Here is a 21,113-nt window from a genome sequence, read left to right as displayed (position 1 = left end):
CCTTCGGCTTAAAAACACGCCGCTTCCCAGCGGTGTGATGCCATCATCTTCTAATTCATTGCCGGGCTCAAGACGGTGCTGGATTTACGCTTACGGAACCTGGGTGTCTTGCAAGGCTTTTGGCGTGCGATCTCGCGGCAGTCTGATCCAACGCCGAGATCGAGTCTGACCTGGCTATCCCCTGCCCCGCAGACACTCCTACCGCGCGCTAGCAAAAGCTGGCCGTCCCTAGCCATAACTGCCGGCGAAGGATGGCTTTTCCGATCGAGGCAGTTGTAGAGCTCCTGCTTTTGCGCGCGATAGCGGCACAGTTGGCTACGATAAACTAGCCCGTCATCTGCTTTGTGCGCTCGGCCAGATAGAAGGCTTTGCGCGATGGTGGTGGCTGGTCATCACGAAACCCCAGCCCGCCCAATTGCGAAAAGCAGTATTTGGAGCGTCTGAAGAACGTCTAGCGAACTCGCGGCGATTCAAGTCCAAGACTTAGCCGGTAAATTTTTCCTAGCTACGTCGGATTCCTTTCATTTGCTGTAGTCATTGGCAGGCAATCTGCGAAGGCGATATACAGCTTTGTAACTTGATTCATACGCTGCTGCTCGCCTGTCAGCACCGCCAGGACACGATAGGCCAGATGACTAAGAGCATTGGCAAACTTGAGTATCTTTTCCGCCAATGGCAGAGGGAAACCTTCCATTGTGCGGCTCAGAGGATGAATGCCAGTGTGCACGAACGAATTCAGCGCATGTCGTGAATGTTGGTTGAACTCAGTCAGTGGCTGTGTGAGTCCAGCAGGCCCAGTCTTTTGTACTGCTGCCAGCATATCAAGGTATCCTGGTAGCCGCTTGGCTGCTTGCTCAGCCTCACTTTCTAAAGGCTGTGCCAGCTTATCCACCTGGTCGGGCGTGGCCGCGAAAAGCAGCCATGCTGCTTTGAGAAGCGCTTCGTACTGCAGGCGCAATAGCGCAGCGCCAGTGTTTGGCGCCCCAATTTCAAATGCTTTCCTGAGCACAGATCCGTGTTCTAAGGAGACCATGGCTGCAGTGGCTACGAGTTCCAATTTAGGGCCGCTATCAGCCAATCGTAGTTCCAGTTCAGGAAATTCTGCGAGCAGTGCAAGTTCAAACTCTGCCGAGCGTTGCAAGAGGGTTTCGGTATTAGGTGACATAGATGGCAGAATGAGGAGGTTCATGCGCATAAATGGGCGCTATGAGCTATCGTAACGCAAATATATTCAATGTGGCCTTCCCTCTCCATTGATCGCCACCAGGAGCTTAAACTCTCCTGATCCATAGTTCTTAAAAGATGATGAGCCGATGGATCGGTATGGGGCCACCGGTGTTCGGCCAGACGCCTGGTGTGCGATGACGTCGCTGCCTGATCCAACGGCGAGATCGGGTCTGAGCTGTTTATCGCACTGCCCTGCAGCGACTTCTGCCGCGCTCGAGTAGGAGGTGGCTTGAACTTCGGCGGGTTCCTGTAAGAAATCCCCTATGGACAAACGCCTTGCGACATTGCAGCTGATGGTGTGGGGGGCAACTTTGACTTGGTACGTCGTCGCAGTGTCGGCGGTTTAGGGTTCGCCGCCGCGTCTGGCCCAGACGTGAGATTGAGATCAATTTTTTCGATGAACTGCAGCAAACGGATCGCCCATCGGTTGATCGATGAATGGTCGACCGATACGCCGTCCTCCGTCATCATTTCCTCGATCTATCCTGACGAGAATATTTTGAACCCGTCGAGCCATCCATGTTAGTTGGCTTTGGAGCGCGCGGTTCCGTTAATCGCGTATGTCCTGCCGTGGAGATCGTATAAAGCGATCTTCTGGTTGAACCCTTGCCTTTCGGCGAGCCTGCATGAGGAAATTCCGAACTTCGAAACAGGCTCATCGGACTTCAGCAGGCTGCGTTTTCAAAGGTGGCGTCAAGGTGAGAAAGTCAGATGTTAAATTTGGGAATCCGAAACACCGTGTGTCGGTGCGCATTCTGGCAACAACTTCGTCCGTGTAATAATCCTTTCTCGTAGAGCAAGTCATCATGGAACGTCCTCCAACCATACATTCCAGGGTCACTTCGTAGCCCTTGCGGTCGCGTATCCCTCGATCTGGCCCGTGGATCATCATATAGCAGCTACCCCCATGAGGAAGGTTTGGGTTTTCGGCGCATTGCCCATTGACGTAGCGGTACCACAAAGGCTTTTGTCTCTTGGGATCAAATTTAGCCTTGTACGCGTGTACGCACGCGAGCCAGCCTGGTTCTGTCCAAAGAGGCGAGAACGTTATATTGACTGGCGCCGGCAGCGTTGGGACAACACTGTCTGCCTTTGTTATTGGGGCGGTTTCAATCGGACGGCCGCTATAATTTGAGATGAGGAACACACAACACGCCAAAAAAACAAGCGCAACGAAAACAACCAACAGCCGGCGCATTTTTCGGCGCATTCGCAACTGGGCTTGCGTGCGAAGCGTGTATTGGTACCCACTTGTCGAATGTTCGTCCATGGACACTCTCTTAGGCATTACCAGTTGAGCTATCAGAAGGTACGAAGTAGCACTATCAGCTCGCATCACGGCTCTGCTGCGTATTTCGGCGAACGTGACCGCCCATTCTGGCCCATCGTGACAGCTGCACATGAGCTAATGTTGCGTGGTTAAATTGTAATGGCTGGGGCCACGATGGGCCGATATTTTTAGCATTTGGGGTCTTTCGCCCCGTAGCTGTTGGCGGTGGCGCTGAATCGCCGCCAATAGCTTAGACTCTCTTGATCCATGGTTCTTGAAAGATGAAAACCCGATGGATCGTGTTAGTGACCTGGGTATCCTGCCAAGCATCTAGTGTGCAATCTCGTAGCTGCCTGATCCAGCGACGAGATCGGGGCTGGCCTGTCTATCTCCCTGTCCTGCAGAGACTCATTCTTCGCTCAAACAATAGCTGGCCATCCCTCGCAGGAACGCACGACGAGGGATGGCATATCTCATCGAGTTAGCTGCAGAGCTCCTGCTTCTGAGCACCATAGCGGCAACAGTCGGCCAGCTGTAGCAGGCTGTGAAATTAGTCGCGGCATCGCGGATAGGAATCGCCATCGCTTGGGCCTGGTGGCATAAGTGTGTCGCGCTGGGCGACAATGACTGACAGTACAGCGTTGACAATGTATTTTTGTTCGAATATGGACCGATATATGTAGGCTACCGGCAAAGCATAATCTATTGCTGTGCTTGAGACGCCTTCTTTGAAATGCAGACTGGGAAATTTTCCTGCTTCGTTTAAGACGCGAGGTATGACAATGCAATAATCGTTCTTCAGTTTGAGGAGTTTACGTAAATCGGACATACTGATGAGCGGAGTAAGGATTTCTTCGGTCGGATCAATTTGATATTCCAACTTCCGGTTTTTTGGCACTGTGGAACTGTGCTTTATTGCGACGAATCGGGGAACTCTTGAGGGGCCTACGTGCATTTGGTCGGAAAATCCATATTCAACCTTAAGTGCGGGGAGTTTGCTTACATTGCTGAACGTGATGGTTAGAAATAGCTCAGGGTCTGATGTCCACTGTACGAAATTTGCAGATGCGACAATCAATTTCGTCGGATGTTCGGCGATCAGGAGTGCGTTCTGGTGCCGCTGTAAGGTGTTCAGTTTAGAAACGTCAGCCAGATTATAGACCGTATATTGCGTTTGCAAAATGTTTGTAGACCTATTGTCATTCTTAATTGTTACATCCCGGGCCTGGCCAAAAGCCATTCGGTTATTTCCGGAAACTGTAGTCGTATTAGCGCAAGAAGCGAGTCCACACCAGAATGCGATGGCCAGCGCAGCTATATTGTGACGAATCATTCACTTTCCTTTGGGCCATTACTTATCGTTACATCCCTGGCCTGCCCAATAGCCGTGCCGTTGTCCCCCGATATAAAATTTGTTGTAGTCGGCTTTCCAAAGTTAACAAAGATATAAGTAATCCCAAGAATAACCAAAGCTACGACAACGAGCACGGCAGTGCGTATCCCGGTGGCCCGAATTGAACGCCTGGTGACTTCAAGCGTATCCAAGCCACTGCCAGCGGGCTTGTTCTTTTTCATTTTTTTAGCTCCCATCATATCCACACTTTCTATTGTTATAGTGATCGTCGTCTCCTCAACTTTGACGACGCTGCATGAATATACAGAATTCTTGAGTGATGAGTACGGTTTGACATAGATGATCCTTGGTTCTTGAAAGATGAAAAAACGGTGGATCTTGTTAGGAGCCTGGGTGTCCTGCTAGGCACCTGGTACGCGATCTCGTCGCTGCCTGATCCACCGATGAGCTCGGCTCTGGCCTGACTATCCCCTGCCCTGCAGCGATTCATGGCACGCTCAAGCAATAGTGGCTTCGGCTTCGGCAGGTACGTGCATTAACGTTCCCATGGCCAAACCTCTTGCAACGTTAATCTCGGATTTCGCGTGTCGCGGCGCAATCGATTTGAGTTGTCCTTCGCATCATTTCCGTTCTGCAACGATGCATTTAAGTTAAATTGTTACGTTGAACGATTGAAGCCACAGGCAATACATGACAACGACGGCAACGGTGATAATACGGATTATCACGGAAGGCAAGGTCCACCCGATGCGTTGTTTAATGTAACAGCACGCACCTGGTGGCATTTTTGGACTGCTTGGTAGCGCCGGCCTACGATGATCTAGCACGGTCGGGCCTGACTATGGTTCATGGCAAATAGCAACATGCATTTATCAGTTCGGACTCCTGAAAGTACGCAGCAAGTCTGTAGTTCCTACACTGCTCCTGACTTTGGCGATGACGTTGCACTTCCTAGGGTTGCGTGGGTTCTTCGACGGTTGTCCCTCCTCATCTCCACGATCCCCGCCTCAAACGTCAAATCCATGAAAAGAGGAAGAGTGAATGATGAGCCACGTCGGTAGTGGCGGTAGCGGCCGGCCGGGACAGTCCGTGACTTTTATAACGGGCAGCCTGTCACGCTGCTCGGAAGGCGATTGCAGCAAATACTGCAACGAAGAAAATCTAGGACGGCCGATTGCTGTCACGTGCCGCAGCTCTGCAACGTGCGCCGCTTCCATTGCGGGCTGTCGGCTTACCCGGCAATCAGCCCGACGCGGCGTGATCGGCAGGTCGAACGCGCCGGCGGCGGTCGACCTGCGTAGCTACGTTGGCGCAGTCCAGGCGAGTTGCGGATCGCGGCGATCGCCAACAACCGCGGCGCCGGTCCTGAACTGCGCCGCAAGCCCAGCCAGTGCCTCGGCCTGCTGGGTGAGACTGGCGGCGGCAGAGGCCGCTTCTTCGACCAGGGCGGCGTTTTGCTGGGTCACCGTGTCGATGCCGGCAATCGCCTGGCCAATCTGCATGATGCCGCCCTGCTGCTCCACGCTGGCCCGGCTGATCTCGCCCATGATCCCGCTGACACCCAGCACGCCGGCCACCACGTCATCGATCGTCGTGCGCGCCTCAGCCACGAGATGCAAGCCTGTGTCCACCTTGCTGGCCGCGTCGCCGATCAGTTCCTTGATTTCCTTTGCCGCTGCGGCCGAGCGCTGGGCCAGATTCCTCACTTCGCTGGCGACGACCGCGAAGCCGCGCCCCTGCTCGCCCGCACGTGCGGCCTCCACGGCCGCATTGAGCGCCAGGATATTGGTCTGGAATGCGATCGCGTCGATGACGGAGATGATATCGGTGATCCGGCGCGACGCCGTGCTGATGGCGCCCATGTTGTCGACCACCTGCGCCATGACCTGCCCGCCCTTGCACGCGGCAAGCGACGCATGCTCGGCCAGAACGTTGGCCTGCAAGGCATGTTCGGTGTTCTGCCTGACAGTGGCTGTCATCTGCTCCATCGACGACGCCGTTTCCTCCAGCGCGCCGGCCTGCTGCTCCGTGCGCGCGCACAGCTCCAGGTTGCCGTTGGCGATTGCGCGCGCAGCGGCCGCGATGTCGTCGCTGCTGCAGCGCAGCTGCGCCACCATGTGCCCGAGCGCTGCGTTCATCGTCCGCATGGCCTGCATCATGCGGCCTGCCTCGTCGTTGCGGCCGGTTTCAATCACGCCTGTCAGGTCGCCGGTGGCGATCACGGACGCCACCTCCACAGCACGGCGAAGCGGCCGCACCACCGAGCGCGTGATCACCACCGCGGCAATGAGCGCAAGCAGCACGGCTGCCGCCTCGGTGCCCCCAACCACTTTGACGGCATCGGCGAAGATGGTGTTTGCCTGCTCCGCGGCGCCATGGAACTGACGCTCCTGGAGACTGACCTGTTGCGCCAGCGTGGCGGCGAACGCTTGCAACGCGAGCGTGGCCGGGCCGAAGGCCAGCGCCCGCGCTTCGTCCGGCCGGTCCGCGCCAGCCAGTTGCCGGACCTGCATGGCGACGGCGACGTAGGCGTCGCGGCGCTGTTTCGCATTGGCCAGCAGCGCCCTCGCCTGCGGCTCCGTCAGCGAGAGTTCAAGTTGCCCGAGGGCCTGGTCGACCTTGGCCAGGCTGCGCTCGAACCCTTGCATGCCTGCGGCGCGAACCTGCGCTGCGGGCGCGGCCGCGATCTGCCCCAGATCGTTCATGCTCTGGCGGGCACTGTCGAGCGCCGTCACGGCCTGGCGGATCCGGGGCCACGCGTCGCCGGCCAGTTGGTTCGTGCCCTGATGGAGCCGGTCGACCGAGCGCATGCCCGTGAAGGCAATCACCACGATCATCACGATTAACAGGCCGAAGCCCAGACGGAGCCGGTTTGCGATGCTGAGATGAAGTCGTGGAATCATGGCAATGACCAAGGCAGATCTGCGCGGGCGCCTAGCGGCTGGCACGGATCAGTGAAAAGAACAGCGCCGCCACGCCCCCGAATGCCGCCACCCCGATACCGAGTCCTCCATAACCGAAGGCGACGAGCAGCGTGCCGCCCAGGGCCGGCCCCACCGCCGAGCCGATCATCAGCATCGCCGGGGTTGCCGCCACTGCCCGCCCGCTGGGATCGAGCCGGGCCATCAGGCCGAACAGGAAGGTGTGCACGAACAACATGGGAGCGGTCAGGATCGCCACCAGCGGCACGTACACCTCGAGCAGGGACACCTGGGTCACCAGCACCACCAGCACCATGTGCAACACGACACCACCGACGATGGCGCGCTCGGGGCGCAAGCGCCGCTCGAGCAGCGCAGCCAGCGGCGACGGTATCAGGTTGGCAAAGCCTATCGACGCCAGCACGCCGGCGACAAGGCCCGCTCCGTAGCCACGCTCGATGCCCATGCGCTCGATGAACGGAAAAATCATCGAGTGCGCCATGCACAGGATGCTCATGCCGATGATCGCGAACCAGACGTTGCGCGAAATGCGCCGCGTGGCCCCTTCTGCAGGCTGCCGGGGCGCCGGCACCTTTGGAAAGGCCGCCAGTGCCAGCAGGGCCGCCAGCCCCATCACGCCAGCGAAGACGAACCAGAGCGCCGTCCCACCTGCCCTGGCGATGATGACCGGCCCGCCGCCGAGCACCACGATACCGAACAGCGCCACGGCCACGCCGCCATAGGCAAACATGCGGTGGGGATTGTCGCTGCGGCCTATGCTACCGTCGACCATCGTCAGCGCGCTGCCGGCGCCCAATCCGCCGATGGCATGCAGCGCAAGCATCGCCGGATAGTAGTCGCCCGCGACGGTGGCCAGCGCCACGAAGGCCAGCGCCGCCACGGTATAGCCCACCACCGTCACCGTCTTCGGCGACAGGCGGCCATACTGCGGCGCGAGCAGCATGCTCGCCACCACGGCGCACAGCAGGAATGCGGTCGCCAGCAGGCCCGCCTTTTGCGGGTCGAAGTGGTAAAAGCCGATCAGGTTGGCGCCGACCCACAACGGCAGCGCCACCAGGTCGAGCATGCCGGCGCAGTGCCCCAGCAGCAGCGCGCAGATATTGCCTTTCGTAAAGCCATCGGCGCGCGTTCGCGCTGCCATGACCGTGCTTGTGCCTGATACCATCATCGTGTCCCGCCCATGCTCTTGTAATAGGTTCGTCATCGCGTCAGAAATCCTGGATCAGGCGCAAATTCAGGTGCAAGCCGCCCGGCGTGTTCCTGACCGTCACGGGCAGATACACGTTGGCAAACACCAGCGTTTTCGGGCCTGCTTTCCACAACAGGCCCGGCCCCATCGACAGATCGGTGGTTCGCACGCCGCGGGCCATGACGCCGCTGACCGGATCGCGTCCGCCGTTCAGCTTGTCGTCCGTGATCTGGCGAAACCAGTAGCCATTGACGCCAACGTTCAAGTTCGGAACAACCTGGTAGGACGCGGCAAAGTTGGCCCACACGGCCTGCCCTGCCTGCACATGGCGAATCGCCGGGCCGAAGCCGGGATCCGTGTTGCGTCCGTTGTAGAGGTAATGCAGGCGCGTCGACAGTTCGAGTGCCGGCGTTGGCAGGAACGTCATCGCCCAGTACGGATTGAACGACCAGCTGTTCGAACCGATGTTGGCCGTGTATGTGGTGTCGTACTGGCCGGTGGGGGCGATCACGTCGACTTCAAAACGCTGGGAAAATACCGGACGGCCATGCTCGAAGACCGGGGGCATTTGCAGGAACAGTCCCAGCGTCACGTCGCCGAGTTTCGTGTTCTCGGGCGAAGTGAGCGGGATGAATGAATCGGGCGCGGCCGACGATCCCAGCCGCACCACCGGCAGCAGCGCGGTTGCGCCCAGCAGGCCGCCGAACACCTGCATGTCGCTGGTATAGGCGAGCTGGTTCAGCATCACGGTCGAACGCAGCTTGGGCTTGGAAAAGGCCCGGTTGTCGTTCCCGTCATTGTCGTAGAACTTGTCGTTATTGCGGTATTGCAGCAGGCCGATGTAGGCGAAACCGGGGCCGGCCTTGCCGAAGCCATCCATGAAGGATGTGCCACCCAGGTTCAGGCCGGACGGCTGCAGCGTTGATGCCTGCACGGCAGGGATGGCTATGGCCAGCGCCAGAGCTGGCAGGATGCGGGCGAGCGATGTGAGATGCTTGTTCATTGAATTTTGTCTCCTGAAATTGGTTTATTTTTTTTCTAGGAATAATTTTTTTCTTGGTTATCTGGCCCTTTCATGAAAAATCGTGCGCGACTATCCGACAGCCGCCTGCCTGGAACGAGGAACGTCCCGGGCAGGCGTGCCTGGAGAATGCCAATGACGGAACGAGCGGCTTCTTTCGCCGCTTACTGCGGGGCTGGCGGTGCGACAAACGGCAGCACAAGACGCGACAGATGCGTGGCATCGCGGTATATGCTGTGTTGCACCGGCCGCCCGACCGGCAGGTGATAGGCATCCGGCGGCAGCAGCGAGTTGTGCTCGTCCACCAGCGGTTCATTGCACATCAGTTCGACGACCAGCTTGTGGCCAATCCGGAAGTCGTTGGCAAAGGGTGACAGCCGCACGACGTATTCGTTGATTTCGCCGGCTTGCACGGCAATGCTGCGCGTATGCGGGTGGTACGGATTACCTTCGGTGGTCCGCTCGTCGAGTTCCCGATGCGACGCCTTGAGAAAGCCGGTCGTGACCAGCTGGCGTTTGCCGGTGGGCGCCTCGTCCCACAGGCGCAGGATCAGGTTGGTATCGTCCTGGTCGATGGCGACAAACAGGTGCGCCGCACCCACGCCGTGGATCGATGCCATCTGGGCAAACGGTTCGGTGGACCAGGTGACCTTTTCGACTTTGTCGGTGATGGTCAGCGGCGCCTGGTAAAAACCGTCGGGATGGGCGTGCTCGGGGCCATACGGTTCCGGCTCAAAAGCCAGCTTGCCACGGGTACGCAGGTACACCGGGCGGTACGCAACCTGCTTGACGGGCCAATGCTCGCCCGTGGCCCACTGCCGGCTGCCCTCGACATGCACTTTTACCGCAGGCTCATCCATGATGCCGTTGTCGATGCCCTTCAGCCAGTAGTCGTACCAGCGGAACATGGTGTCGTGATCGTCCACCCAGGGGCGGGTCTGCATCGGCGGGTACGGTCCGATTTCCAGTTTCTTCGGGCCCTGCAACACGTCGAACAGCTCGATCGTGCCGTCGACGGTCCAGCCGCGGCCCTGGTTGATCTGCAAGTACACCGGGATGTCGATGTTCTTCGCCAGGTTGATCGGGTTCTGCTCTTCATACCACTCGCCATCGAGCGGGTTCATGATGATGTCGAACCAGGACTCGTGGTGAATTGGGTAGTTCAGTACATGCACCAGATTGGGCCACGCCGCCACATCGGGATCGGCCAGCCGTTCGGCCACGCGCCGCTTGATCTCCTCCTCCGGGTAAGTCTCGAGCATGCGCGACTTGTGGCGATGCGTGAAGGCCCAGCCCGAATCGCCGCCCCGGCCCTCGCGTGCGGCACGTGGCATGAACCACATGATGCCGCCGTGGTAGGTTGTTTCATAGAAGTCGAAGTGGCCGCCGCTCACAAAAATCGCTTTCAATGACGGCGGCCGTTCGGCAGCCGCGAAAATCTGCATGGACGCGAAGTACGAAATGCCGATCATGCCGACCGAGCCATTGCACCAGGGCTGGGCCGCGACCCATTCGATAAAATCGTAGGCGTCCTGGCCCAGCGGCACGCCACCGGCGTTGTAGTTGCCGATGTGTTCGCCCTCGGAACCGCCGGAACCGCGCACGTCGCCGATCACGTGCACATAGCCTTCCTTGACGACGCGCGCGATGTCACCGGCCTCGATGCAGCCATCCCACAACGGCGACGGACGGCGCTGCGGCGGCATGGTCAGCGCCAGGGCCTGAAGTTCCTTGCCGTACGGGCTCAGTGCAATCAGCGCCGGGCGCGGGGTATCGCCTTTGGCGTGGTAAGCATCTGCCGCCATGTGCGCGCCATCGCGCATCGGCACACGTAAATCCTTATGTACAACAATCATGACCGATAACCTTTGTGAAAATAGCCGTGCATGGTGGTAAAAAATGGTGAAGGCTCGAGGGTCGGATCGCCCTCGTAGCGCAGCAGTTGGGCAATGCCGCAAAACGGTGAACAGGCATGGCCGCCGACAGCCGGGCTATCGAGGCCCCTTTCCGCGGCGGCCGCGCGCACCCTGGTCTCGATGTCGAGGCTTTCCTGGATCTTGGCTGCCGCCTGTTCGCGGTCGAGCACGACGCCCAGCGATTCCGCGCCCTGACTGCGGTATGGATGGCCGAGGAACAGCCGCTCGGGTTTGACGACGTCGCGCAGACGCAGCAGGCTGGCGCGGTAGGCGTCGGGATCGGCGTAACTGGGAAAGCCGTTGGCAGCACCGTGGATCTGCACGGCGTCGCCGGCAAACACGTCGTTCTGCCCCTTGATGGCATACGCCACGGAACCTGCGGTATGCCCGGGCACGCAGTGGACCTGGATCGTCACGTCCGGCCCGAGCACGATTTCGTCGCCGTCGCGCACCAGCAGGTGCGGCTCCATTTCGCCCGAAATGGCGCGTTCACAGATGGCTGTCAGCTTCGCTTCGCCATCGACATCATTGATATAGCGCCCGCGCGCCGCCAGGTATTCGTCCACGTGGGTGCGGCGCGAGCGCAGGAACGGCGCGTCGGCCTCGTGGATGACGACTTTGGCCTGGCGGCCCGTCATTTCCCACAGTGCATGGGCACCGCCAATGTGGTCGATATGCCCGTGCGTGAGAAAAATCCAGCGCACGTCTTCCACGCGCCGTCCCAGTTGCAGAAGCGCCGCCGCGATGCCGTCGGCTGGCGACGAAGCGATGCCCGTGTCGATAATGGCCGGCTCGCTGCCGTCGATGAAAAAGCTGTACAGGCCGAAACGCCCCCACGGCGAGTACAGCGGGTGTACGTCCACGGCGCTCATCGTTGCCCGCCGTTGAGGAAATGCGCCGTCTCGGCAAACACGCCCTGAAACTCGGGCAGCCAGGAGAAATACTGGACAAAACCATGCGCGGCCGCGTCGTAGCGGCGGACGGTGGCCGGCACCCCGGCGTCACGGAGCATGCGGCCATACAGCTCGCCCTCGTCGCGCAGTGGATCGTATTGCGCCGTCACGATCAGTGCCGGCGGCAGCTGGGCGAGGCTGGTGCGCTTGATCGGCGAGACCAGCGGATTGGCCGGGTCGGCGCCGCTGTCGACGTAGAACGCATTGAACGGTTTGAGCGCAGCGGTCTCCAGCCCGTTGCCCACTGCGTTGGCGGTGAGCGACGGGTAGCGCGCGACATCGAAGTCGAGGTCGAGCGACGGGTAGTACAAGACCTGGTGCGTAATACACCGCAGGCCTGCGTCAAGCGCCTTTGCTGCCACCGCGGCGGCGAAATTGGCGCCGGAACTGTCGCCCATCACGGCCAGCGTCTGGCCATTCCATCCTATTCCGCTGGCTGGATCGCGGCCGTGCTCGGCGATCCATTGCAGCGCCGCGTAGCAGTCGTCCAGCCCTGCCGGAAAGGCGTGCTCGGGCGCGAGGCGATAGTCGACCGAGACGACGACGCAGCCGCTCGCATTGGCAAGGGCGCGCGCCACATGATCGTGCGTGTTGAGGCTGCCCAGAAAGAACGCGCCGCCATGGAAATACACGATGACGCCGTGCGATGGCGCCGCCGTCGGCGTGTAGACGCGCACGGGCACCTCGCCGGCGGCAGTCGGCAGGACCCGGTCGGCGACCGCGTGCACCGGCTGGCGCTCGGCCACCGGCTTGACGTGGCTTTCGTCTGCCGCCCGGATGGCGGCAGGGTTCAGGGGGCCGGGCGGCGGTGGCGGCAGCGAGGCGATAAACTGGGCAACAACAGGATGCAGTGCCATATCAGCTCCTCGCTCCAATTTCGCCCTGGTGCTGGTTGGGGAAGACGGAATTGATCTCGTCCTCGCTCCAGCCCTGGCGGGACAGGCGTTGCAGTTCGTCGGTGACCGGTTTGCGGTCGGCCTGGAATTGCGCCAGTGCGGCGGGAACCGAAGCTGCCTCTGCGAGCGCATCGGCCAGCGCGCCGGCATCGAGCACGGCCGAATTGGCGCCCTGCCCCTGGTGATGCAGCATCGCGTGCGCCGCGTCGCCGATCAGGACCACGGCATTTGAATGCCAGCTTGGGATCGGGTCGATGTCGTACACGGCGCGCAAGTTCACCTGGCGCATGTCGAGGCCTTTCGTGATCGCGACCAGGCGCTCGTCGAAGCTCTCCAACATGCCAATCAGGGTGTCCCGGTCGCATGCCGGCGCCGGCGTGGAATCCGTCGCCAGGCACGTGATGTCAAAGGACACTTCCTTGCGGTGCAGCAGCGGCAGCAGGTAGATTTTGGTGCCCCGCCCCACGTACATGCGCAGGTTGCCGTCGTCAACCATGCCGAACGTGTCGGCAGCCGGGATCACGGCGCGATAGGCGTGTTCGCCGGCAAACACCGGGGCCTTGTCGCTGAACAGATGCTTGCGCACTTGCGAACGGATGCCGTCCGCACCGACCACCAGATCCGCATTGACCGTGACGCCGTTTTCGAATGTCAACGTGGCACTGTCGCCATTGTCGATAATGCTGGCCAGGCGGTGGTTCATCTTCAGGATGCCCTCCGGTAGCACGCGCAGCAAGGTATCGATGAAGTCGCCGCGATGCACGAAATGGGTAGTGGCGCCAAACGCTTCCTTTTCAGGCCACTCTTCCATCGCGATCCGTTGGCCATGGGCCAGCAAAATCTCGAAATAGTCGCTTGGCGACGTGACGGCATTGATCGCATCGAAGATGCCGAGCTTGCGGAACTGGTCCATGGTCGAGGGACGCAGGCCGATGCCGGCGCCGACTTCCTTCACTTCCTGTGCCTGTTCGTAAATAGTAACTTTGGCGCCCAGGCGGCCCAAGGCAAGTGCTGCGGTTGCGCCTGCATAGCCGGCGCCGATAACGGCAATATTGAGGTTCTTCAGCGTATCTGGTGACATGGTTTTCTCGTCTCTTGAGATTAGTTTTTACTGTTATGGATTCGGTTGCAACGCCAGGAAATCGGCGGTGTTGTGCACAAATAGCTGGTCGATGACCGTCTCTGCGATGCCTTCGGCACGCAAGTCGGGCAGGAGTTGCTCGAACAGATAGTTGACCGTGTGGCCTTTTACGCCGGCCCAGCCCAGCGGCGAGCAATTCGCATCGGCCGAGGCCAGCACCTGGCCCACCAGCCCATCGTTGAGGAAACGCAGGAAGTGCTGCAAGCGCTCCTGGCGATGGCGGCCCCAGAACGGCGGGTCAGGCAGCTCGAGGTCGTAGCCGAAGGTATCGAAGCCGATCCGCCCACCGGCATCCAGGATGCCTTTCTCGTTGATCTTGCCCTGGCTGACACCGTCGTCAGCGTGGCCGAACAGCACCCGGTGGCAAGGCAGCTCCTCTTCGGCGAAAATGGCCAGCGCCGGCGCCGAATCGACCGCAAGATGGGTGAAGATCGGCGCGCCCGTGACACGCGATGCGCGCGCTGCGGCGCGGTAGATGCGCAGGTCGAGCTCTTTCATCTTGAAGCCCCGGCTGACGCCGACCTTGATGATGCCGGCTTTCGCCCCCGTGTTGCCGATGCCGACCGTGATTTCATGGACGAACTGATCGGTCAGATACTCGACGCTGGCCTGCTCGAAAAATGGCAAGGCCGTATCGCCACCGACAAACCCCGTGCTGGCGACGATGTGTACGCCGGTCTTGTCCGACAGCGACTTGTAATAGTCGATATCGCGCCCGTTGCAGATGCCGGTCGCTTCCACAAACGTCGCCGCGCCCCACGGCTTGCTGTTTTCATGGAAGGCGCGCAGCTTCGGCACCGTATCCTCATAGCGCTGTTCCGGGGTTTTCCACCAGCGGCTGTCGAGTTCGCAGCCAGGCATGCCGTAGCCGATGTGCTCGTGGATGGCCACAAAACCGAGTTCCGAAGCTGAAATAGTGCCAAGCACCGTGTTCACGCGCGTCATTTGACTTCCCCAGTGACGCTCAATAGTTGCGCCGTGTTAGTGATCAGGATTTGTTCGATCTGTTCTTGCGTCACGCCCGCCTCCCGCAGCATGGGCAGGAAGTGCGTCAGCACGTGGCTATACGGGATGTCATTGCCAGCCACACCAAAGGCAACGCCCGTGGCGCTCGACGCGATCAGGATGCGGCCGGCATGACCGGCGCCGATCAGTTTGACGATCAGGGCCACGCGTTCCGCATCGTCGAGATAGCGGGAATCGGTGGTGCCCACGTGATTGATGCCCACGCATGCACCCGCGCGCGCCACCGCCATCGGCCAGTCGTTGGCAACGGCATCGCGCCGGTCCATGTCCGCCATCACGATGCGTTCCGGCTGCAGCGTTTCGTCGATGGCCAGCTGCAGTTCCGCGACGGCATCGGCGCCGCAGCGGATGGATACCGGCACGCCATAAGTGGCGCCGGCGCGCGCGGCACCGCGCACCAGGCTGCCATCGGTCGCGGTCATGCCACTGACGCTAACCGCCGTGGCAATCATCCCGGCAGGCGCGCGGCGCTCCAGGCGTGGCACCACCATGCCTTCGTTCACTTCGCGTCCAAACATGTCGGCGAACTTGTGCGCCGGCCAAGGCGCCGGGGGATTCGTCTGCGGCGTCAGGAAGTAGCCGCCAAGCATCGCCTCCGGGCCCTGCCCGGTGGACGCCACAATATGCACGCCGGTAGCGCGCGACAATGCTTCGTACAGGCGCAGATCGCGGCCTTCGAACATGCCGGTGGCGTCGACGATGGTGCCGCCACCGGCCGCCTTGAACGCGACCAGCTTGGCGGCGATGGCATCGAATACCTCGGCGCGGTCGATCCGGATGTCGTAGGCGTACTGCGCGCCCGGCAGCACATACATCAGCGATTCGCTCACCAGCGTGACGCCGAGGTCGCTGGCGGCAACCGGGCCCAGTACCGTATTGACCGACTGTGTGTCGAGGCTCCTGGGGCCGGGCTGCGCCAGGAAGAGCGAGGTGAATGGCGGGATCGCCTCGGGCGCGCCCTTGCTGTGTTTAACGCACATGTGCGGCTCCTTTCAGTGCACAGGCCGGCTGCTTGTCTCCTGCCGGCGAATTAGTAGCATCATTCAAATGAGGTCTCCTTTTGATTGTTGTAATGTTGTATTGTTATACCAAAGTTTGCGGCAAAAAAAATTATCTGTCAACGACTCAAGGCGAACGAATACTTGAAGTCTTCGGCGCGGTGCAAGGCACGCCGCCAGCCGCCGGATTGCCCGTCACTCGTAAACATGGTGGTGACCGTCACCAGCACCGGCGCGCCCACGTCGACCTCCAGTGCAGCGGCCTCCTCCGCGCTCGCGGCGGCAGCCCACACCTGCTGCTCGCCCCGCGTGAACGTTACGCCCAGTTCTTGCTCGATGATGGCGAACACGGTGCCGGTGCGCTCCAGCGTTGCTATATCAGGAAGAAAATCCGGTGGCGTGCAAAGATAGGTATAGGCCAAGGCAAGCGGCGCATTCTTGACCGAGATGACGCGCTCGATGTACAGCAGCTTTTCGGGCGACTCGAGTCCGAGTGCCGTCATCACTTCCTCGGGCGCGGCCACCCGTGCCAGGCCGGTGACACGCGAGGTCGGCTCCAGTCCCAGTTCTGCCAGATAGCGGGTAAGGCCGCCAAGTTCCATGGCGGGCGGGAGACGGACATTCACACCGCGCACAGGAAAGGTTCCCTTGGCGCGCTGGCGCACCACATAACCGTCATCGACCAATTCTTTCAGGGCCTGCCGAATGGGAGCCCGGCTGACGTGAAAACGTTTGATCAGGCTCGCCTCGGTGAGGGTGGGCGCTGTGCCGTTTTGGGCGCCCTGCAACTCACGAATCAGGATTTGCTTGATCTGGCTGTACAGAGGAACGGTGGAGCTTCGGTCGATGGCATTCATGCTGCTCATATTAGCCTATTGTTATACCAATGTACAGCCCATGATGTGTTGCACTGTCGCGCATGGCTCAAGGCACCATCAGCGACTGTTCCAGGCCCTGCACCAGGATGTCCTTGGGTAAGTCGATTCCAATGAACACCATTTTGCTTTCGCGCACTTCATCAGCTTTCCACGCTGGCCCCATATCGCTGCCCATCACCTGGTGCACCCCCTGAAAGATCACTTTGCGGTGGGTGCCGTGCATGTGCAGCACTCCCTTGTAGCGCAACATGTTCGGGCCATATTTTTCCACCATCGTACCCAGGAAATTTTCCAGTCGCGCCGGATCGAAGGGGCGTTCGGCCCGGTAGACGAAACTCTTGACGTCATCATCGTGATGGTGGTGATGACTGTGCGCATGCGATGCATGGCCGCAGTTGCCATGCGCATCATCACAAGCGCCATGCGCATGCTCGTCCGCAGCCAGGAAATCGGGCGCGATGTCTAGTGTGGCATTCAGGTTGAAGCCCTGCAGATCCAGCACCTGGCTCAGCGGCACAGCACCGAAGTGCGCCATCTCGATGGGCGCGCGCGGGTTCATGTGCCGGAGCCGTTGCGTCAGTGCGGCCAGCGCCACGCCATCGACCAGATCGGCCTTGCTGACAAAGATCCGGTCTGCGAAGCCGACTTGCCGGCGTGCTTCCTGGCGGTCGCTCAGCTGCTGCTGTGCATGTTTGGCGTCCACCAGCGTGACGATGGAGTCGAGCAGGTAGTACTCGACCACCTCGTCATCCATGAAGAAGGTTTGCGCGACGGGGCCGGGGTCTGCCAGGCCGGTGGTTTCGATGATCACCCGATCGAAGTGCAGCAGGCCTTCATGCTTCTTGACGGCCAGCGTGGCCAGCGTGCTGCGCAGGTCTTCGCGGATGGTGCAACAGATGCAGCCGTTACTCATCTGAATAATCTGTTCGTCGCTGTCGGTCACCAGGATCTCGGTGTCGATGTTTTCCTCACCGAACTCGTTTTCGATGACTGCTATTTTCTGGCCGTGCGACTCGCTGAGTATGCGCTTGAGCAGCGTCGTTTTGCCGGAACCCAGAAAGCCGGTCAGGATGGTAACGGGAGTAATTGCCATAGTGCTTAACCTTGGTAGTGAATCGGATGGGATAGGCAATCGTTGCGTTGTCCCCTGCGCAACGATTGCCACGTCGGCGCTGCCACAGCTTACCCCTGCACCAGGTCGCCCGTGGCTTGCGCGAGCAACGGCGACTGGCGGGCAAGCGCGCGCAGTTTCGCGATGGGCATACGGCAGTTGACCGACACGCCGGTACCGGCGCCGCCGCCATTGTGCCATCGCATCAGGGCGGGCTCGGCGTCCGGCATGCCGGTCATGTACTCTGGCGCGCCCGTCACCGGCAACGGGCCGCAGACCTTGATCGCCAGGCCGAACTGGTCTGTCCAGAAGTATGGCTCGTGATCGAGTGGTGGAGCCGCGTCGCCAAACAGCAAGGCCTGGGCGGCCACCTTGGCCTGCGCAATCGCAGTCATCCAGAGTGGCACGCGGCTGTATCCGTTGCGGCCAGGAATGGCCGCGACATCGCCGGCGGCGACCACGCCCGGCGCCAGTCGGCCACGACTGTCCACCCGCAGCTCACCGTCGGTCAGCAAGCCCGCGCTCGCCAGCCACTCCGTGTTCGGCACGTCACCGATGGCCGTGAGGACCAGGTCAGCGGTGACGGTCGATCCATCGGCCAGCACGACGTCGCAGGCGCCGTGCTCATGCACTGAATCACGTACGTCCAGCGCTTGGGATGGCACCAGTTTTACCCCGTGCCGCATGGCGGCGCCCGAGATCAGCTCTGCCAGGTAACTGCCAAGGCTTGCCTGCATCGGTTTGCCGCGACAGATCACGCTCACGCGGCTGCCGCCGGCAGCGCAGGCGCTCGCCAGTTCCATGCCCAGCACGCCTGCGCCAATGACGGCAACGCGCGGCTTCGAACGCAACAGCACGCGCACGCACTGCGCATCCTCGATATTCCGGAACGTCTTCTCGTGAGGCAGGTCGGGCCGCAGTTTGCGCGGGCGGATGCCGCTTGCAATGACCAGGCCGTCGAAGTCGCAAGTCCCGCCGTCGCTCAGTGTCAGCCGGCGCTTGGCCAGATCGAGTCCGGTGGCCGCGACACCGAGCAGTATCCGCGCCTCATGGTCTGCCGCAGGCAGCAAGTGGGACACGATGGTATCGCCGGCGCCCGTTTCGTGCAGCGCCGACTTGGAAAGCGCGGGGCGACTATAGGGTGCGTGCTTCTCGGCGCCGATGATCGTGAGCCGCCCGCGGTAGCCGTGCTCGCGCAGGGTCGTCGCTGCTGTGGTTCCGGCAATGCCATTGCCGACCACGACGATATTGTCCATGCCAGTCATCGCCGCCACGCCTAGCAAAGTTTCAGGGCCGCAACCGGGCAAACCCGTACCGCCGCCTTTGCTGCCTGCACTGCGGCGTGATCGGCGTCGTCGACCTGCTCCACGTCCAGAATCAGGTTTCCCTTGTCATCGAGGTGCATGAGCTTGGGCGCCACCTCTGCGCAGAGTCCATGCCCTTCGCAACGCGCGTGGTCCAGAATAATTTGCATATTGTCTCCTATGGTGTCAAAAAAATTGGCTCTGTGGCCACTTCGAGGCTTGCGTTGTGACGGTAAAAAATCTCCCGTCATCCACATTTGCATATTATTATAATATACGGATTAAGCGAGTTTGGCTAAAAAAATCCGCTGAGCTGCAGCTGTTTCCAGCGCTGCCCAAGCAATGAAGTTCCATTGAGCACGCCGGATTCATTAGAACAACAATCGCAGACACCGGATCGGCAGTGATGCGGCGCCACCGCTGTCGGCTTTCTGCCGGGCGGGTAGCCGCATGAAGCAGGCCAGGCGTGGAATCAGTCAGCCGCAGAAAAAAAACAGCGTTCCAAGTAGTAAAAACCAACCTGAACATGAGGAGACAAGATGACAAAAACCGTTGCGACATCAGACATTGACCTTTGGTCTGACGACAATTTGAGCAATCCTTACCCGAGCTATGCCATCCTGCGCGATCAGGCTGCTGTGGTAAAACTCACCCATTCGAACGTGTGGGCGCTGACCCGCTACGCGGCGATTCGTGATGCACTCGGTGACTGGGCGACCTTTTCGTCGGAAAATGCAGTTGGCTTCAACGAGGGCGTGAACCAGGCGCTCGCTGGCACCACACTTGCCACCGATCCGCCCCTGCACACGACCTTGCGCGCCACGCTGTCGGAAAACCTGACCCCGCGTGCATTGCGTGGGATGAAGGATGCGATCGACCTGAAGGCCGATACGATCGTGCGCCAACTGGTGGCCCGGGGTACGTTTGACGGCATCGAGGATCTGGCGCGCGAGCTGCCGCTTCAAATCGTCGTCGACCTCATCGGCGTGAACGACGACCACGTACGCCGCAACATCCTGGAATGGGGTTCGGCCGCCTTCAACGTGCTCGGTCCGATGAATGCCCGCACGCAAGCGAACTTTCCGCTCGCGGGGCAGCTGTACCAATGGGCGTCGCAACTGAGCATTGACCAGCTGGCGCCAGGAAGCATCGGTCACAGCATCTTTGCAGCAGCGCAACGAGGCGAGATTCCGCCAGAAAGCTGCGGCCATATCATTCACCAGTACGTCGCCGCCGGCCTCGACACAACCATTGCCACGATTGGCAATGCCTTGCATCTGTTCGGCCAGCACCAGGACCAGTATCGCTTGCTGCGCCAAAATCCCGCGCTGGTGCCGTCCGCGCTCAATGAAGTGCTGCGGTACTGCGCGCTGATGATTGCCACGGGCCGGCATACCACGCGCGATGTCGACATCGACGGCACCGTCATACCGAAGGGCTCGCAGGTGGCCCTTCTGTTTGGTGCCGGCAACCATGACCCGCGGCACTTCGAGAATCCGGAGCAATTTCTCATCGAGCGCAACCCATTGGATCACCTCTCATTCGGTTACGGGGTGCACAGTTGTGCCGGGCAAGGCCTTGCCCGCCTGGAGATTTATGCCGCCCTGGAGGCGCTGATCAAACACGTAAAAAGCTTCAAGATTGGCCCTGCAGTTCGCAAAATCAACAATTCGAGCCTGGCACTCGACAAGCTGCCCATGTTCGACATAGTGCCTGCGTAGCGGGAAAATCGCCCATTGCCGCACCGACGCCAGCCACGAGCTGGCATATGGCGTTCATGACAATCCATGCTTACCTCCGATCAGCCCGCCTGCGATCACCGATCCCCCGTAGTACAGGGCGATGTCCTCACACACCGCCATGAGGATGCTCCAGATCGAGGACAGG

17 protein-coding genes are annotated in these 21,113 nt (G+C 60.4%); 1 reads left to right on the top strand and 16 read right to left on the bottom strand.

Annotated features, from left to right (window positions below; translation table 11 throughout):
* Positions 1-505: 505 nt before the first annotated feature.
* The 16 genes from BXA07_RS28510 to BXA07_RS28440 all read right to left on the bottom strand — a co-directional run bounded on the left by BXA07_RS28510 (position 506) and on the right by BXA07_RS28440 (position 19,396).
* Positions 506-1,195, bottom strand: coding sequence for a DUF6988 family protein (locus BXA07_RS28510; RefSeq protein WP_083708604.1), 690 nt, complete (start codon positions 1,193-1,195; stop codon positions 506-508).
* Positions 1,196-3,047: 1,852 nt separating this feature from the next.
* Positions 3,048-3,830 carry a hypothetical protein gene (locus BXA07_RS30595; protein WP_139144080.1) on the bottom strand — a complete coding sequence of 261 codons (783 nt, stop codon included), beginning with the start codon at positions 3,828-3,830 and terminating at the stop codon, positions 3,048-3,050.
* Positions 3,827-4,072, bottom strand: a complete 246-nt coding sequence (locus BXA07_RS30590; RefSeq protein WP_139335834.1) for a hypothetical protein — start codon at positions 4,070-4,072, stop codon at positions 3,827-3,829. Before BXA07_RS30590 ends, BXA07_RS30595 begins: the two co-directional genes overlap by 4 nt.
* Positions 4,073-5,152: 1,080 nt before the next feature.
* On the bottom strand, positions 5,153-6,754 hold the full coding sequence (locus BXA07_RS31720; RefSeq protein WP_139335833.1) for a methyl-accepting chemotaxis protein: 1,602 nt from the start codon (positions 6,752-6,754) through the stop codon (positions 5,153-5,155).
* A 31-nt stretch (positions 6,755-6,785) separates the two neighbouring features.
* Entirely contained in the window at positions 6,786-7,934 is a 1,149-nt protein-coding gene (locus BXA07_RS28495; RefSeq protein WP_076573069.1) for an MFS transporter, read from the bottom strand.
* Between the two features lie 67 nt (positions 7,935-8,001).
* Positions 8,002-8,985 carry a SphA family protein gene (locus tag BXA07_RS28490; protein WP_076573068.1) on the bottom strand — a complete coding sequence of 328 codons (984 nt, stop codon included), beginning with the start codon at positions 8,983-8,985 and terminating at the stop codon, positions 8,002-8,004.
* Between the two features lie 182 nt (positions 8,986-9,167).
* On the bottom strand, positions 9,168-10,859 hold the full coding sequence (locus BXA07_RS28485; RefSeq protein WP_076573067.1) for a CocE/NonD family hydrolase: 1,692 nt from the start codon (positions 10,857-10,859) through the stop codon (positions 9,168-9,170).
* Positions 10,856-11,791, bottom strand: coding sequence for an MBL fold metallo-hydrolase (locus BXA07_RS28480; RefSeq protein WP_076573066.1), 936 nt, complete (start codon positions 11,789-11,791; stop codon positions 10,856-10,858). Before BXA07_RS28480 ends, BXA07_RS28485 begins: the two co-directional genes overlap by 4 nt.
* A complete protein-coding gene (locus tag BXA07_RS28475; RefSeq protein WP_076573065.1) occupies positions 11,788-12,729 on the bottom strand; it encodes an alpha/beta hydrolase in 942 nt (313 codons plus the stop codon). The genes BXA07_RS28480 and BXA07_RS28475 overlap by 4 nt, the downstream gene beginning before the upstream one ends.
* Position 12,730: 1 nt before the next feature.
* The gene (locus BXA07_RS28470; RefSeq protein ID WP_076573064.1) at positions 12,731-13,849 is read right to left on the bottom strand and encodes an FAD-dependent oxidoreductase; all 1,119 of its coding nucleotides are present in this window, start codon (positions 13,847-13,849) and stop codon (positions 12,731-12,733) included.
* Between the two features lie 33 nt (positions 13,850-13,882).
* Positions 13,883-14,854 carry a phosphotriesterase family protein gene (locus BXA07_RS28465; protein ID WP_076573063.1) on the bottom strand — a complete coding sequence of 324 codons (972 nt, stop codon included), beginning with the start codon at positions 14,852-14,854 and terminating at the stop codon, positions 13,883-13,885.
* The gene (locus BXA07_RS28460) at positions 14,851-15,915 is read right to left on the bottom strand and encodes a phosphotriesterase family protein (RefSeq protein WP_083708602.1); all 1,065 of its coding nucleotides are present in this window, start codon (positions 15,913-15,915) and stop codon (positions 14,851-14,853) included. The genes BXA07_RS28465 and BXA07_RS28460 overlap by 4 nt, the downstream gene beginning before the upstream one ends.
* 137 nt (positions 15,916-16,052) lie before the next feature.
* Entirely contained in the window at positions 16,053-16,790 is a 738-nt protein-coding gene (locus tag BXA07_RS28455) for a GntR family transcriptional regulator (protein WP_083708601.1), read from the bottom strand.
* 67 nt (positions 16,791-16,857) lie between these two features.
* On the bottom strand, positions 16,858-17,904 hold the full coding sequence (locus BXA07_RS28450) for a CobW family GTP-binding protein (protein ID WP_076573061.1): 1,047 nt from the start codon (positions 17,902-17,904) through the stop codon (positions 16,858-16,860).
* 89 nt (positions 17,905-17,993) lie between these two features.
* The gene (locus BXA07_RS28445; RefSeq protein WP_212592385.1) at positions 17,994-19,178 is read right to left on the bottom strand and encodes an NAD(P)/FAD-dependent oxidoreductase; all 1,185 of its coding nucleotides are present in this window, start codon (positions 19,176-19,178) and stop codon (positions 17,994-17,996) included.
* A gap of 20 nt (positions 19,179-19,198) precedes the next feature.
* The gene (locus BXA07_RS28440) at positions 19,199-19,396 is read right to left on the bottom strand and encodes a ferredoxin (RefSeq protein ID WP_076573059.1); all 198 of its coding nucleotides are present in this window, start codon (positions 19,394-19,396) and stop codon (positions 19,199-19,201) included.
* Between the two features lie 369 nt (positions 19,397-19,765).
* Between BXA07_RS28440 and BXA07_RS28435 the strand changes: the two genes are divergently transcribed.
* Positions 19,766-20,947, top strand: coding sequence for a cytochrome P450 (locus BXA07_RS28435; protein WP_076573058.1), 1,182 nt, complete (start codon positions 19,766-19,768; stop codon positions 20,945-20,947).
* Positions 20,948-21,113: the final 166 nt, after the last annotated feature.

The sequence above is a fragment of the Janthinobacterium sp. TND4EL3 genome, assembly GCF_900156175.1.
Lineage (GTDB): Bacteria > Pseudomonadota > Gammaproteobacteria > Burkholderiales > Burkholderiaceae_D > Janthinobacterium.
Note: the sequence above shows the minus strand (reverse complement) of the source record. Positions and strands in the feature narration are given on the sequence as shown.